This window comes from Planococcus halotolerans (assembly GCF_003289955.1).
Lineage (GTDB): Bacteria > Bacillota > Bacilli > Bacillales_A > Planococcaceae > Planococcus > Planococcus halotolerans.
On sequence record NZ_QLZR01000001.1, the window covers coordinates 717,681 to 732,751 of the forward strand.

Annotated in this window: 17 protein-coding genes, 1 riboswitch and 1 other annotated feature; of the genes, 6 read left to right on the forward strand and 11 right to left on the reverse strand. The window is 45.0% G+C overall.

Annotated features, from left to right (window positions below; genetic code table 11):
- Positions 1-4: 4 nt before the first annotated feature.
- From DP120_RS03455 to DP120_RS03470, 4 genes are all read right to left on the reverse strand, one after another.
- Positions 5-547, reverse strand: a complete 543-nt coding sequence (locus tag DP120_RS03455) for a GNAT family N-acetyltransferase (RefSeq protein ID WP_112221836.1) — start codon at positions 545-547, stop codon at positions 5-7.
- 23 nt (positions 548-570) lie between these two features.
- On the reverse strand, positions 571-1,134 hold the full coding sequence (locus tag DP120_RS03460) for a hypothetical protein (RefSeq protein ID WP_112221838.1): 564 nt from the start codon (positions 1,132-1,134) through the stop codon (positions 571-573).
- A gap of 83 nt (positions 1,135-1,217) precedes the next feature.
- Positions 1,218-1,652 (reverse strand): GNAT family N-acetyltransferase, encoded by a 435-nt coding sequence (locus DP120_RS03465; RefSeq protein ID WP_112221840.1) that lies wholly within the window; start codon positions 1,650-1,652, stop codon positions 1,218-1,220.
- Between the two features lie 228 nt (positions 1,653-1,880).
- Entirely contained in the window at positions 1,881-2,402 is a 522-nt protein-coding gene (locus tag DP120_RS03470) for a redoxin family protein (RefSeq protein ID WP_165843711.1), read from the reverse strand.
- 98 nt (positions 2,403-2,500) lie between these two features.
- Between DP120_RS03470 and DP120_RS03475 the strand changes: the two genes are divergently transcribed.
- Positions 2,501-3,220 (forward strand): cytochrome c biogenesis CcdA family protein, encoded by a 720-nt coding sequence (locus DP120_RS03475; protein ID WP_112221844.1) that lies wholly within the window; start codon positions 2,501-2,503, stop codon positions 3,218-3,220.
- A gap of 467 nt (positions 3,221-3,687) precedes the next feature.
- Here the strand turns inward: DP120_RS03475 and DP120_RS03480 are convergent, their stop codons facing one another.
- On the reverse strand, positions 3,688-5,082 hold the full coding sequence (locus DP120_RS03480) for a M1 family metallopeptidase (RefSeq protein WP_112221846.1): 1,395 nt from the start codon (positions 5,080-5,082) through the stop codon (positions 3,688-3,690).
- A gap of 194 nt (positions 5,083-5,276) precedes the next feature.
- Positions 5,277-5,421, forward strand: a riboswitch (cyclic di-AMP (ydaO/yuaA leader).
- Positions 5,422-5,558: 137 nt separating this feature from the next.
- Here DP120_RS03480 and DP120_RS03485 point away from each other — a divergent pair.
- The 4 genes from DP120_RS03485 (at position 5,559) to DP120_RS03495 (ending at position 9,216) form a co-directional block, all read left to right on the forward strand.
- Positions 5,559-6,887, forward strand: coding sequence for a TrkH family potassium uptake protein (locus DP120_RS03485; protein ID WP_112222328.1), 1,329 nt, complete (start codon positions 5,559-5,561; stop codon positions 6,885-6,887).
- Positions 6,865-6,993 carry a hypothetical protein gene (locus tag DP120_RS18750; RefSeq protein WP_276310390.1) on the forward strand — a complete coding sequence of 43 codons (129 nt, stop codon included), beginning with the start codon at positions 6,865-6,867 and terminating at the stop codon, positions 6,991-6,993. The genes DP120_RS03485 and DP120_RS18750 overlap by 23 nt, the downstream gene beginning before the upstream one ends.
- A gap of 24 nt (positions 6,994-7,017) precedes the next feature.
- Positions 7,018-7,229: a binding site (T-box leader), on the forward strand.
- 80 nt (positions 7,230-7,309) lie between these two features.
- Positions 7,310-8,650, forward strand: a complete 1,341-nt coding sequence (trpE, locus tag DP120_RS03490) for an anthranilate synthase component I (protein ID WP_112221848.1) — start codon at positions 7,310-7,312, stop codon at positions 8,648-8,650.
- Positions 8,647-9,216 (forward strand): anthranilate synthase component II, encoded by a 570-nt coding sequence (locus tag DP120_RS03495; RefSeq protein ID WP_112221850.1) that lies wholly within the window; start codon positions 8,647-8,649, stop codon positions 9,214-9,216. Before trpE ends, DP120_RS03495 begins: the two co-directional genes overlap by 4 nt.
- 131 nt (positions 9,217-9,347) lie before the next feature.
- On the opposite strand, the gene DP120_RS03500 is transcribed toward DP120_RS03495, so the two are convergent.
- The 4 genes from DP120_RS03500 to DP120_RS03515 form a co-directional block, all read right to left on the reverse strand.
- Positions 9,348-10,166, reverse strand: coding sequence for an SDR family NAD(P)-dependent oxidoreductase (locus DP120_RS03500; RefSeq protein ID WP_112221852.1), 819 nt, complete (start codon positions 10,164-10,166; stop codon positions 9,348-9,350).
- A gap of 118 nt (positions 10,167-10,284) precedes the next feature.
- Positions 10,285-10,629: a DUF6176 family protein gene (locus tag DP120_RS03505; protein WP_112221854.1), complete on the reverse strand. Its 345-nt coding sequence runs from the start codon at positions 10,627-10,629 to the stop codon at positions 10,285-10,287.
- Between the two features lie 52 nt (positions 10,630-10,681).
- Positions 10,682-11,332 carry a DUF3885 domain-containing protein gene (locus DP120_RS03510; RefSeq protein ID WP_112221856.1) on the reverse strand — a complete coding sequence of 217 codons (651 nt, stop codon included), beginning with the start codon at positions 11,330-11,332 and terminating at the stop codon, positions 10,682-10,684.
- A 36-nt stretch (positions 11,333-11,368) separates the two neighbouring features.
- On the reverse strand, positions 11,369-11,665 hold the full coding sequence (locus DP120_RS03515; protein WP_112221858.1) for a hypothetical protein: 297 nt from the start codon (positions 11,663-11,665) through the stop codon (positions 11,369-11,371).
- Between the two features lie 270 nt (positions 11,666-11,935).
- On the opposite strand from DP120_RS03515, the gene DP120_RS03520 reads away from it, so the two are divergent.
- Positions 11,936-13,747, forward strand: coding sequence for a M3 family oligoendopeptidase (locus tag DP120_RS03520; RefSeq protein WP_112221860.1), 1,812 nt, complete (start codon positions 11,936-11,938; stop codon positions 13,745-13,747).
- Positions 13,748-13,864: 117 nt separating this feature from the next.
- On the opposite strand, the gene DP120_RS03525 is transcribed toward DP120_RS03520, so the two are convergent.
- Entirely contained in the window at positions 13,865-14,293 is a 429-nt protein-coding gene (locus DP120_RS03525; protein ID WP_112221862.1) for a hypothetical protein, read from the reverse strand.
- A 185-nt stretch (positions 14,294-14,478) separates the two neighbouring features.
- Positions 14,479-15,066 carry a class I SAM-dependent methyltransferase gene (locus DP120_RS03530; RefSeq protein WP_112221864.1) on the reverse strand — a complete coding sequence of 196 codons (588 nt, stop codon included), beginning with the start codon at positions 15,064-15,066 and terminating at the stop codon, positions 14,479-14,481.
- Positions 15,067-15,071: the final 5 nt, after the last annotated feature.

Sequence of the window (15,071 nt, forward strand, 5' to 3'; positions counted from 1 at the left end):
TCCCTCACCCAATCCTCCCCATCAAAACCGTATTATAATACTTCCCATCCCTTAAAAACTTGTCTTCCTTAAGGATCCCTTCCACCTCAAAACCACATTTTTCATACAGGAGAATTGCTTTTTTATTGGTTTCAAGAACCTTCAATGTCATTTTTCTAACGTGATTAGCTTCTGCCCAATCGATGGATTCCTTCAATAGATTCTTTCCTATGCCGTAACCCCAAAAGGCTTTCAATACGCCGACTCCGAACTCCGCTTGATGAGCGGTTCGTTTGAGTGAATTGCCCTCGCATCTTGAAAACCCGACAATCCGGCCATCCGCTTCAGCCACCAGAAATAAGTTCCTGCTGCTTGCGGCATCTTCTTCGATGATCCGTTTAAAACCCGCTTCATCTATGTATGCCTCACCCGGCTCTCTATCCAGATTTTCGGTTTCCCCGTCCACCTGCAACCTGACTTCGGACAAGCCCATCGCATCCGCTGCTGCCACTGACCTTATGCAGTACTGCAGCTCGTTGACAATAAATTCTTTCTCTTCGACTCTCATTTCATATCCTCCAATTGTTGATTTCATTTCGATTTCTGGCCTTGAATTACAGTTGAAATCACCCAATAGGCTTCGTCTTCCGTCAATTCATCCGTCAGCGCAAACTCGAATGAATACGAACCCTGTTCTCCATTAAAAAAAGCAGTCAAATACTCGTTGTCACCGCTGGTGGTCTCGTGGTAAAGAACAGATTCCCCGCTTACCGTCCTAAGTTCATGGCTGCCATCACCGCTGATTATTTCATTTTTATCGAAAGTAATTTTGAATAAGATCGGATCTCCCTCGTAAATACCGTAGATGACTTCCGATCCTACCGTTTCCTCGTGATTTGAAATGAGTTCATCGCTCTTCAATGAACCCTTTTCACGCGAGTACGTTACCATGAGACTTTTCGAGCTGGCCATCGGAACAGAGAAGATTTCCGCTGACACCATCGGATACTCTTCAAATTCAGGAATATAAATTTCCGCATCAAGCTCCTGCTCTGCCTGCTCTTCGATATTTTCAACTGATTGGGATGCTTCTGACGAACAGGCAGCGAGAATCAGGAATGGCAATAAAAATAATAAGTATGTTTGTTTTTTCAATGGATCGACCTCCAGTTTTATTATGAAATCTAACTTAGTGTAAAAAGCTATTTTTAAAATTGAAATCTTGCTGCGAGAATTAATTACATTTTAAATTCAAGCTCGAACTCAGGCTTATCTTCATCATAAGTTAACCGCTCGCTGCCAATCTTCTCATAGAATTCAATAGACTGTTTGCTCGCGTTCCATTGAAGCCAGGTCGCACCGACTGATTTGCACCATTCGGCAGTTACATCCATTAGCTTGCGGGCAATTCCGGTTCGTCTATACTCAGGTAAAACATAGAGATCATGAAGCCGGCAAATCTTTTTACCAAGCCGCAGGTGGACACCATAATCTTGAGCCAGCCCATAACCTATCACTCGCTCTTTATGGATGGCTCCGATGAATAAGTAATCAGTGTTCTGAACAATATCAACAAAACGCCGGTAAAAATCCTCTTCCTCGACTTTCCCCATTCCCCTTAATAAAATTGCAGCATTTTGAAATTCATCTTTTTGGATTCTGCGTATTTCCATTCTTTGTCCCCCCTTTTCATCAGCATGCAGCTGCTGGTATTGTTCTAGAAAATGCTACCTTTTTTGCATTTCTATCCGCTCAAGAACCCATTTATTTTATCTCTATTTAATTAATTCTATAACCTGCTATAAATACCCTTTGAAACATGCAGACAAGAAAAACACAGCACCGAGAAAGATATTACCTCTCCGGTGCTGTGCTGAATTGGTTTGCTTCTAATTTTTTCTTTAATTAATCCATCCCTCAAGCATCTCTTCCGACAGCTCACCTTCGTGAACTTCTTCAATCACACCGTTTTCATCGACCAGGAACGAAGCTGGCAAATTGCCGACGCTGTAGGCTTCTTTGATTGACCCGTCTTGATCGATCATCACGGGAAATGTCAGCTGGTATTGGTCGATGAATTGGCCGGCTATGAAATCGGACTGGCCCAAGTTGATGGAAATCACTTTGAATCCATTATCTTTATATTTTGAGTGCGCGCTTTCCAGTGCCGGCATCTCCCGTTTGCACGGTTCACACCAGGAACCCCAGAAATTGATGAGCGTTTTTCCTTCCAGCTCGTTGGATAAAACGAGCATATCGTCCGCCACAGTCTCACCGGCAAAATTTGGTGCTAGTTCCCCCTTCGAAGTCATGGCCGTTTCCGCTTCTTCCTTCATACTTTCGTAAGCTGCGTAAAAGACCATCGCCGCAAGCAGTCCTAACACCGAGACTCTGTAGATCATGCGTTTCTTTTTCTTATTCATCCGCTGTCCGCCTCTGTTCATCTATTTGTAAAATTCTATGGAAATTATGGGAATATTCGTTAACTCTCTCGTGCTAGAATAGCATAGAGGTGTTGACTTTGGAAAATATCACTATTTGGGTCGCGCTGGCCGGCGGATTTCTAGCCTTCATATCCCCTTGCTGCCTTCCTTTATACCCTTCTTTTGTTTCTTATATAACCGGTGTTTCCGTAAATGAATTAAAGGAAAATAAACAAGCTTCCTTCAGAAAAAAGGTTTTAATCCACTCAATTTTCTTTTCTCTCGGATTTTCTGTCATTTATTACGTACTCGGCTTTTCTTTGAGCACAATCGGCGGCTTGTTCACCAAAAATGAAACGCTTATCCAGATGCTTGGCGGAATCTTCCTGGTGTTCATGGGTTTATTTTTAATGGGCATCATCAAGCCTGAGTTCATGTTTAAGGAAAAGCGCATAAAACATGAAAAAAAACCGGCCAGCTATTTGAATTCCTTTGTGGTCGGCTTCGTCTTCTCGGCCGGCTGGACGCCGTGCATCGGACCGATTTTCGGCGCGATCCTCACATACGGCAGTCTGGTTAATCCCGCACACACGCTTGCGGTCGTCACTGCCTATTCGCTTGGCTTCTGCGTCCCTTTTATCATCATGGCATTTTTCATCGGCAAGACGCGTTTCATCCTGAAATATTCGTCTGCTCTGATGAAATTCGGCGGTGCGATCATCGTTGTGATGGGCGTCATGATTTACTTCGACAAAATGCTTTATTTGAACATCTGGACAGCAGAACTGCAGTATTTCCTCGAGTCATTGCTGACTTGATGGAATGATGGATGGATAAAACCTTTGCGAACGCAAAGGTTCCTTTAAAAGACTGGAGTTTTTCGCGGCTGCGAAAAACATCCGCTCTTGCTTTTTCTCGTTTCGGCGGCTTGATGAGGTTTTGAGGCGTTTTACCCGTTGTTTTGGTCGTTGCTGTGGGAGTTTTTTATTTTGAAGAGACTTGTGATGTAAATAAGAGCCCTTTTCCAGTTAAAAGAGTTGGAGTAGAAGGCGATTCAGCTTGAATCACTGTCAATAAGATGTGAATTTAAATTCTGCATTTCCATATTTTGGACTTACTTTCCAAATTTACTCAAATACTTTCCAATTCACCCGAAATACTTTCCAGTTTGGCATAAATACTTTCTAATTAGACTAAAATACTTTCCAGTTCGTTATGACTCACTCTTTTCATAAAAACAGCCCGCCAAGAACCTAAAGTTCCCGGCGGGCTTTCATTTCCATTACTATGCATCTGCCGGCTCTATCCAGCTGTCCAAAAACTCGCTCTGGTCCCCGTCAAAATAATCTTCGAAGAACGTTCTGAAGTCTTCGCTGTCCACCGTTTTAAATTGGAATGCCGCGTAATAATCCGATAAAAATTCCAATGCTTTTTCGCGACCGCCATTGGCATCGAAAAACTCCTTCAGCATCAAGGGTCCTTTACCGTAGACCGTCGAGTAATAAGCGGACTCTTCAAATTCATCCAGCGGAAGGTTGACGTATTTCTCAGGCGGATGGCTGGCCTGGCTCAACGATGCATCCCCAAAACCGCTGTCCGTATCGCCGTTGCGTTCGCTGATGAACAGTGCCGTGACGAATTCCGCCACACTCTCATCCAGCCAGGCATCTTCGAACGGATCGTTGGTCACCAGGAAATAAAACCATTGATGCGCAATCTCATGGACAAGTATGGGTTCCATCGCTTCCCGTTCCGTCGCCACTTCGATGACGTTGGGGTATTCCATATAACCGTCGTTCGCAATGATATCCAGTTCACCGAATGGATTATCGGCGATTTCCTTTTCGAAATAGCTGTATGTTTCTTCCGCCAATGCAATCGTTTCTTCCAGCAAGTCAACATCTGCCGGCATAAACACCCGCAAGTCTGTGTCACCCGCTTGCGCCGTTCCGGTTTTCCATTCTTCCGGATCCATAAAGGCGATGTAAAAATCTTTAAAATTGACGCCTTCCAGTTCGCCCGATGCAGAAGCCTCGATCGCTCCGTCGTCCGCCGAACTGGCCACCAGATATTCATCAGGCAATTGGTAGCTGACGGTGTAATTTCCGTAGCCGGTGTCATAGGATTCACCTTTCGGGTCGTAATCTTCAATGTCCCAGCCGTTATCGTAAACGGCGAGCATCGGGTACCAATGCGCGAGATAGAAATTGTTATCTACCTGAGCAAGGCGCATGCCGTCTTCCGGTACTTTGAGGCTGTAGTCGATTACCACTTCCACAGCGTCGCCCGTTTCCAGCTCTGTATCCAATTGAAGCATCAATTCATTATTGTCCAATGTGAAATCGGCCGGCTCCCCGTTGATCAATACATTAATAAGCTCGACTTCTGCCTGGTGATCCCGATAAGAATAGGTTTCCACTGCATTCATCGCGTTCGGTACGAGATAGAAGCCAATTTCCTCCCAGGCATCATCGGAATCATTCGTCACTTCGATCACAGACGAAACCTTGAACAGCCCCTCCTCGTCCATTTCAAGATCCAAATCGTAATTGGCATTCGTGCCCTCGGGTTTGCCGTCCGAAACCTGCATTTCGGGTTCGTCCGAAAAGAAAGCAATCATTAAAACCACTGTGCTGATCAATGCAATGACGCCAGCTGCCACCCATCCTTTTTTCTTCATAAGCCATCCCCCGTTGTATATTCTTCATTTATTCCAATAAATCCAGCTGCATGCCGGAAATAAAATCTCCTTTTTTATCCATTTACAAGTCTATCATCTACGGGGTATCCAGGTCATTCGCCGTCCCGTAAACATGCAATAAAAATAGATGTTGACAAAGTATGGAAACGGGCGTATTTTTGAGCTTATCACATACCTTTTATTCGCTGAATCAGTAATGAGCGGGGGAACCAATTCGGATAGCAGCCGCTATCCTGGGGTGAATCTTACATTTGTAAGAAGGGATACTCTTAGTCCCTAATCCGACAGCTAACCTCGTAAGCGTTGACTCCATTAAGAGAAAGGCCGTAGGTTCACCCCTAAGACCATTCTATTTAAGATGGTCTTTTTTGTTTGGCTTAAAAAGCCTAACGCAACAAGAAGGTTCACGAATAACAGTTACTGATGTGAAAATCACAGATGAGGAAGTGCACGGCATGAGCAGTGGCAGTAAAAAGAGGATTAAGATCTCACCTCCTCTTTTGATTTCAGGGAGCTTTTTCGTATTAATTGTAATTGGCACGATTTTATTGAAATTACCCCTTGCGACCACTGCCCCGATTTCCTGGACAGACGCATTGTTTGTGGCGACTTCTGCAACGACGGTAACAGGGTTGAGCGTGTTCGACCCCGGCACCGTTTTGACCGGTTTTGGAGAAGGAGTTTTGCTGGTGCTGATCCAGTTTGGTGGCATCGGCCTCATGACGTTTGCCGTTGCCATCCTGATGATGTTCAAAAAGAAAATCGGCATTCAAAACCGGCTGTATCTGCAGGAGGCATTTTCCCAAAACACCTTTGGGGGCATTATCCGCCTGGTCAAGTACATCCTGTTGTTCGTTTTTTCAGTTGAAGCGATCGGCATCGTCTTGTTGACGGCTTACTGGATTCCCGATTACGGCGTAAAAGAATCCCTGCATTTAAGCATATTCCATGTCATATCCGCTTTTAATAACGCCGGTTTCTCGCTGTTTCCTGATAACCTGATGAGTCACCAAACAGATCCGCTGGTGCTGTTTCTCTTGTCTGCATTGTTCATCATTGGCGGCATCGGCTTTACCGTTGTGGTCGATCTGTTTCAGAAGAAAACATTCCGGCAATGGTCGCTTCATACCAAATTGATGGTGATCGGGACACTGGTGCTCAATCTATTTGCGACAATCATCGTTTTTTTCCTGGAACATGACAACCCCGAGACAATCGGCGGCATGTCGTTGTTCGAACAGCTTTTTGCGTCTTATTTTACCGGAGTGACTCCGCGGACAGCCGGTTTCAATGTAGTGGATTACAGTGTAATGGAAGATCCGACGCTCCTGTTCACCATGATTCTGATGTTTATCGGAGGCGGCAGCGCTTCTACGGCATCCGGCATCAAGCTGACGACGTTCATCGTTGTCGTGCTTGCAACGGTTTCCTTTCTTCGGTCTGAGCGGGAACCGGAGATTTTCGGCCGCTCGATCCGGCTTGAAATCACATTGCGTTCACTGGCCATCACCACCATCAGCGTGCTGACGGTCTGGCTGTTCATCTTTCTGCTGACGATTTCCGAAACCATTCCTTTCCTGCCGCTCGCATTTGAAGTGGTGTCGGCTTTCGGGACAGTCGGCTTATCGATGGGAGTAACGGGTCAGCTGAGTGATCTCGGCGAAGTCATGCTTTGTATCCTGATGTTCATCGGCCGGGTCGGTCCGCTCACCTTGTTCTTTTTATTGCTTAAGAAGAAGAAACAGCATTTCAGATATCCGTATGACCAAGTTTTTACAGGATGACAATAAAACCTGGGGCGATGAATTGACAAAGCGGGACCGCTTGCATAGAATAAGGACAAGCTTTTGTATGATCATGGGAGAAGGCGCCGGGAGCGGCGTCGCCTGAGTACAGCCGAGCTGAGCATAGCAGAGTAAATCGTCGAACAGGAAAAGTAGCGCACAGCAGCCTCTCAAAGAGAGCCGGTGGCAGGTGGAAACCGGTGGGACTAATGCGTGAATGGGCCTGTGAGAGATGTCCTGAAAATTGAGTAGGGACATCCGTTTCCCCCGCGTTACTGGGGGCCAAGTGAAAGCTGCAATAGCTTTAACATGAGGTGGCACCGCGGTCAATCCGTCCTCTGTAAGGAACAGTCCTGTTCTTTGCAGAGGGCTTTTTTTATTGGCCGGCGTTGCCGAACCGAGACCAGAGGAGATGAGCAGAGATGGAGATCAGAAAAATTGAAGGAGATTTACTGACGCCGATTGCCGTATTTAACCGGCTGAAGGGCCCGAGAAAGTTTTTACTGGAAAGTTCGCTTAAAACGTCGCTTACCGGCCGCTATTCGTTTATCGGCGCCGATCCGGTTAAGTCTTTTATCGGCGAGAAAGAGCAGTTGATGGAAATCAACCACAGAACCGGCGAAGAAACGTTCCACCAGGGAAAGCCGCTGGAAATATTGAAGAATCTGGTGCCGACCGATCGTGAGTCGATTGAAGGATTGCCGTTTACCGGCGGCGCGCTTGGATATATCGGCTACGATGCCATTGCAGCATACGAGCCTGTTGAGGCAGCACGCGTGAACAGCCTGCAAATGCCGGATATCCATTTGCACGATTACCAGACCATTGTAATATTCGACCACGTAAAGCATGACGTAACAATAGTGTCTACTGAAGGCAAAACCGAAGAAGTCGCAGCACAACTACATGATACGGAACAGCCGGCTGGCTCCGAATCGCAGTCGCCACTTGCTTTCCGGTCAACAACGGATGCCGACAGTTTCAAACAGAAAGTGAAGTTGGCCAAAAAACATATCGAAAACGGCGATGTGTTTCAAATTGTATTATCGCAGCGACTGTCCGCTGACTACAAAGGAGACTCTTTCAACCTCTACCGAAAATTGCGCAAGCAAAACCCGTCTCCATATCAGTTTTACATCGATTTCACGGATTATGCTGTGGTCGGGGCGTCGCCTGAGAGTTTATTGACCCTGCGGGGTGGCCATATGGTGACCAATCCGATTGCCGGCACACGAAAACGCGGACGGACCGAAGAGGAAGACGAGCATCTGGCCGCAGATCTGGAGCAGGATGAAAAAGAACGTGCAGAACATCAGATGCTGGTCGATCTCAGCCGCAATGACGTCGGCCGTGTAGCTGCCATCGGTTCGGTGAAAATACCGAAATATATGAAAATCGAACGTTACCAGCATGTCATGCATCTGGTATCGGAAGTCACCGGCGAACTCGGTGGTGATATGCATCCACTCGATGCACTTGTTTCCTGTCTGCCGGCGGGAACGGTGTCCGGAGCACCCAAAGTCCGCGCCATGCAGTTGATCCAGCAATTCGAAGAAGAACGAAGAGGCGTCTACGGCGGAGCCATCGGTTACCTTGGCAACAACGGGAACCTCGACATGGCGCTCGCCATCCGAACGTTCGTCGTCAAAGACGGCCAAGTCCATGTCCAGGCAGGTGCCGGCATCGTTTACGACTCAATTCCCCAGGCGGAATTCGAAGAGACGTTGCACAAAGCCCGTTCGCTGACGGAGGTGTTCGGATGATTCTCCTGATCGATCATTTCGATTCATTTACTTATAATATTTATCAGGCCGTTTCTCTATTGGGACGCGAAGTTGAAGTTGTGCGCTACGGCGTGCTGACGGCTGAGGAAATTCTTGAGCGGGAACCCGAAGCCATCATTCTGTCCCCTGGACCGGGGCATCCCGATGCAGCCCCGGAATCGATCCGGCTGATCCAGCTTGCCGGCGACAGGGTTCCCCTGCTTGGCATCTGCCTCGGCCACCAATTGATCGGTGCTGCTTTCGGCGGAACAATTACGCATGCACCGGTCATCCGCCACGGAAAAGTATCTGCCATTTCGCACGACAATCAAGGTATGTTTTCGGAAATGGCAGCTCCGCTCCCTGCGATGCGCTATCATTCGCTGGTGATCGAGGCGGGTTCGCTTCCTTCGTGTCTGGAAGTTCAAGCCGTTTCCGAAGATGATGGAATGATCATGGCCGTAAAACATACCAATTATCCGATTTACGGCATCCAGTTTCATCCGGAGTCGATTGGGACTCCGGACGGAGACAAATTGATGGAAGGATTTTTGAATAGGATATGAAAATAAAAAGCGGAATTCCTGCACCATGTGAGTGGATGGGAATTCCGCTTTTTTGTCTCTGCTTATATGCTGCACTATCATCTGCTAAATTTCATTGCCTTTGACTCCCTCATCTTCTGTAAAAAAGTTAACTATCCTTCGAACGGCAAAGGCTGCGTCCCATCTATATCCATAAAGTTATATTTTCTTGCCAGTTCAGCCACCATCAATGCGTCGCCAGCGAAATTGGAGACCTCAGAGTCCGTCGCCAATGCCACAACTGCACGTCCTACATAAGCTGTGGTTTCCGTAGTTCCGTCCTTTGGCCCAAAACCAGCATCTCTAACCCGCTCCGTCCGCATCCATCCTGGACAAACAGCAACTGCAGAAATACCGAATTCCTTCAATTCCTGTGCCATGCCAAGAGTCATTCGATTGATGGCATTCATCGCTAAATCGTAATATAAATTGCCAGATATTTTGTTTTTGACAAAGAATGTGATGTTTACAATTAACCCTTTTTGATGCTGCTCCATTAAAGGCACAGCATATCGAGTCGTAAGCAAATAAGCTTGCGGTCCAGCACCTATCATCGCATCCCAATGTTCTGATGGCCTTTCCCAAAAATGCCGGCCATCGCCAGCAGGCAGAGAATCTTCGGAGCCACCGAATACACTATTGACTAAGATGTCGATTCGGCCGTGTTCCAATTCAATTTGCTCAAACAAGCTTTTCACATCGTGCTCCCTTGTATGATCACATTGAAAAGCGATGCCTTTACCTCCTCTTGAAGTAACACCTTCGGCAGTTTCCTCAATCGTTTCTGACCGATTATCGGTTGTAGACCCTTTTACACTTCGCCCTGTGACATATACCGTTGCTCCTGCACTGCCCAGTTCGAAGGCTATCCCTCTTCCCGCGCCTCGGGATGCACCAGTCACTACAGCGATCTTCCCTTGTAATGGTTTCATATTCTTCCCCCTCCCTTACCCGCCGCAATTTTAAATTAAGGACATTTTTAAATGCAGTTGTTGTTAACAAGCCAATTTTCGAATTTGATTTTCATTGAATTTTATTCTGAAAGTGAAATCACTTCATGCTCTTCTTAACATTTTCCGGAATCATCACAACCGCAGTCGACAGATCAACCGGCGAAAATCCGGGGTCAATGCACTCCTGCCAGTAAGCCATATGCTTTTCGTCAATCCAGTGAGTCGACGTTTCCACTTCCTGACCGCCCTCGCCCTGGATTGAATACCAATAGAGATACTCACTGCCGTCGAGCGTTTCACGGAAAATCGTCTCGACATACATTTTTTCGCCCTCTAAGGTAACCAAAACATCTTTCATATTGTCATTCAGAAAGGCCAGCCATTCATCTACAACAGCTGACTTTCCATCTTTTACACGAAATCTTGTTAATTCTATATTCATTTATGATTCTCCAATCTCATTTATTCGAATAAATCGTTATTTGAATAAATCGTTATTTGAATATGGCATCAATCTTTTCTCTGTCGTAATCGAGGATCCAATCGTTATATTGTTCGTATAAAAAACGGATACCTTCTTTATCCGCAGCGATGATATCGCATCCCCGATCATCGTAGAGATGGTAAATCAGTTGCTGGGATACATTAATCAAATAAATCCGGGCGTCACTCCCCTGGTAGTTAGTAATCTTCGAAGGGTGACCAAAATCCTGGTAGCAGATAGCCTGCAATAATTGCGGGTAGCGAATATCCTTTTTGCGGCAGGCATAGCTGAAGCGGTGAGTCGTGATGTCACCTTCATCGAATTCTGATAGTTCGATACCTTTCAACTGTAACTTATATAAGGCCTGTTGTTGCTTGATGTATTTCTTATAAACATTTAAAGGCTTTTTGCGAATAAAAGAAGTGTTTCGCCATGTAATCAGGTCTGTCACGAACAGGATTTCATCGTCTTCATCGAAGGCCGCGCCGAACAAAGCTGTGGCCCGCTCGAAAGCCTGCGTTAAATAGCCAGGTTCAGTATAAGATAGTTTTGGATTGGAAATCTCGAAGCGAATCCCCGGTTCCCACACATAAAACAGAGCTGGCGCAAGTTCGATTCCATTAAAAGATTTGTCCAAAAATAATTGCAGTTTGTCAGCCATTGGATTCCTCCGCTTTTCTATAGGTTACACTTAGTATTACTCCACTTTTAAGATGCTCAAATGATCTGTTGTCGCAATCAGATCAATCTTCTTGTCGTCCTTTTGGTAAATTGGCGTGAGTTCTCCTTCTACCTGCTCCCAGCCATCCAGCTTCATTGCCAATTGATAACTCCAGGGAATTCCGTTGTCACCGGAAGCTTTCGGCCACTCGTAATTCTTTCCGAATTCGTTTTCTTCAACGAGTGTGGCGCTTTGAGGAACCGGAAAATCCAGTAACTTCGCGTCTGCTTTGTAACTTGTAGTAAGTACAATAGCTGAAATACCACCTATCATGAACAAAGCGCTTAAGGTGATTGGCCATATGAATTTTTTTTATGAAGATTCTCCTTGTGATTAAAGTTTTTCTCCACGGAAAAAATCTTTCCTATTATTTAAACTCTGCCCTTTCACCAAATGTTTCAATTTCTTCATACTTACAATATACAGATTGTGGAAAAATAAAACCATCTACAATCTTATAAGCCATTCGACTTCCACCGTATCTTTGTGTACACTTAATAAGAACATATGTTTTCTTTTTGAACGCATAAAGGGGGAATCCGGATGAGTAAAAATGTTTTTTTAGAAACGTGGAAGTTGGATAGTCTATTCAAAGGTTTTGGCGATTCATTGGAGCTGCTTGAATTGATGGCCCAGACAAAACTTGGCATTGAGGAATGCACGGAGAGGATTATTGCGCTGAATTTGTCTACTGGCCAATCCAACGAGAAATTAATCGCCATCGTACTCCGGGATATGGGCTGCATTCAAAACGCTGTATCACAAATTAGTTCGTTTATCGTTTGCCTGCTTGCTGAAAAACCGGCAAATCAAAAAGCGATCTCCCTGCAAGGTCAGATTTCCTCAATTAAAGCAGATCACAGTTCTTTGGTTCAACGTTTTCAAAAGAAGGTTGCAGAAATGGAACCGTCCCTTTGGAACACACTGATAAATACAGAAAGCTTACAGGATTATCGTTTTATTTTAGAAGAGTGGCGGGAAAATGCGAATTCCGGTTTATCTGTCGAAGAAGAAAAGCTGATTTCCAATCTGATGGTTGATGGTTACCATGCCTGGAATGATTTATACCGATCCATCATTAATAATTTGCGGGTAACGATTGATGTCGATGACAGAGAACAAGAATTTTCTATTGGTCAGGCAACTAATTTACGGTCACGTACTGATCAGACAATCCGAAAAAACGCTTTTATTGCTTTAGAAAACACTTGGACGAACCAGCAAGAGACGATGGCCAGGATATTGAATCATATTACCGGCTTCCGTCTGCAGGTTGATCAAAAGCGAGGAAAATCGAACAGCCTGGAGCAGTCATTAAAAGATAATCGGATGAGTGAAGCGACTTTGCGAGCCATGTGGCAGGTTGTCGCCCGCCATAAACCAGCGTTTGTCGATTACCTGGACCATAAAGCACAGCTGGACGGACACGACCAAATGCCTTCCTATGATTTTTGGGCACCTTACTCAGAAAAGAAAACATCCATCGATTATCAGAATGGTGCGGAGTTTCTTCTGGAGCAATTTCGTCAGTTCGGACCGGAATTGGAAGGCTTCGCTCGGACTGCGTTTAAAAAGGGCTGGGTCGAAGCGGAAAACAGACCAGGAAAATCAGCGCTTGCTTTTTGTGCAGGCTTTCCGCTGTCGGAGGAATCCCGCGTATTCCTGACATTTGACGGCTCAATGACCAGCCTCCTGACTTTGGCTCACGAATTAGGCCACGCCTTCCATAACCATTCGTTGAAATCAGTCGCCCCCTTAAACCAGAAATATGGCATGAGCACTGCCGAAACAGCTTCCACTTTTGCTGAAATGATTGTCTTGGACGCGGCGATTGAGCAAGCGGAAGATCGAAATGAAAAGCTTCAGCTGCTCGATGAAAAAATAAAACGCAGCGTCATGAATTTCATGAATCTGCATTCCAGATTTCTTTTTGAAGAAAGACTGTATGAAGCGCGTAAACAAGGAATGGTATCAGCAGATCGCCTGAATCGGATGATGGAAGATGCCCTTAATGAAGCCTATGCCGGTTCCATGAGCCATTTACCTGTTCATTCCTGGATTTCAACGCCTCATTTCTATATCACTTCTTCTCCTTTCTACAATTTCCCTTATACATTCGGCTATCTCTTTGCCGTCAGTATTTATGCAAAAGCCAAGGAACAAGGCAAAGATTTTGAGAAGAATTATTTAGCGTTGCTGCGTGATTCGGGAAGCATGAATGTGGAAGATTTGGCAATGAAACATCTTGGGGAAGATATTACGCAGGAAAGTTTTTGGGAAAAAGGGATGGCTCTTTGCCTGAAGGATGTAGAGGAGTTTATACGGCTTTCGTCGAAGAGTCTTGTGAGTCAATAACCACTGCCCTGACAGTTTTCAATGGGCACCTTGAAGATTGGAAAATAGAAAAATATGCCGTTTTCCAACGGCATATTTTTTATGGATTCATTTAATTTTTCGTAGCAAAAACTCTTTTCATTCGTTGCTCACCAAAAGATTTCCGGTTTCGACATCAAAAATCTTATATTGAATTTCAAATACGTGATCTTTCGATACTGTTACTTCACAATAATAAGGGATGTCCAGCCCATAGGCATCTAGACCGGGAACGTCTGGAAAAGAAAAATATTCATCTGCATCCACCATATGTAAAGTCGCATCAGCAGAACGGCCGGATGTCGAAATTTCAATCCTGCATTCACCTTCGACCACATCGTATTGCTTCAAAACCATATATTTAAGGCTGGGAAGAGTCATTGTTAAAAGAAGAATTCCTAACAAAAAAATTCCTATCAACTGAATCGACCTCAGAAACTTGAACTTCCTGGTCATGTACATATAGATAAAACCACCCGGTGCTGCTATAGCAAACAGCAATCCAAACGCCAGCAGTAAATAATACAATTTCTCACATCCCCCGTTATAAATAAAACCCTTTGCTTATTACGGAAAAGCGACTGATTGGTTTCGTTTATATAAATCCAGGTGAACGTTTTAAGAAAAGGTGAAACTAATTTGATTTATAAAAAAGACTTTACAGACTCCTATTATCTATAATTAAATCAAAAAAATATGAATCTCATACTCTTTCACTTCTTCTGCACAATCAATACATACAATGATTCTGAAGGAAATACTTTTTCGACTATACGGAAACCGGCGTCCTTCATTTCCTGTTCCATCCCTGCCAAGGAAATTCTCGGGGCTTTATGGGATGATTCCACTTTGGGCTCAAGCTCGATACAGATTAAATGGCCGCCATCTTTCAACACATTTTTTATTTGCGTTAACGTTTGGTCCAATGGCTTGATTTCGTGCAATACCAATGAGGCAATCACCAAATCGATTGATTCATCAGGCACCGGTATATCCGAACCATCTGTGTGAACAGGAATGATGTTTTGAACTTCCGCGTGCAGAGCTTTCGTTTTTATGACCTCCAGCATTTCAGCATCCATATCCAGCGCATATACGTTAGCCGCCACTGCTTTCGCCGCCGGAATGGTAAAATAACCGGTTCCCGCTCCAAAATCCAATACAGTATCCGTTTCCTTAATCGGAATCAGGCTCAATAATTTTTCTGGAGACAAGTCATCTTTTCGTGCGGGATTCTCCAGATAAGTCATTTTCCCATGAGACCCGTGCTTACTATGTGATTTGCAATGTTTCTCGTGCATTTCGT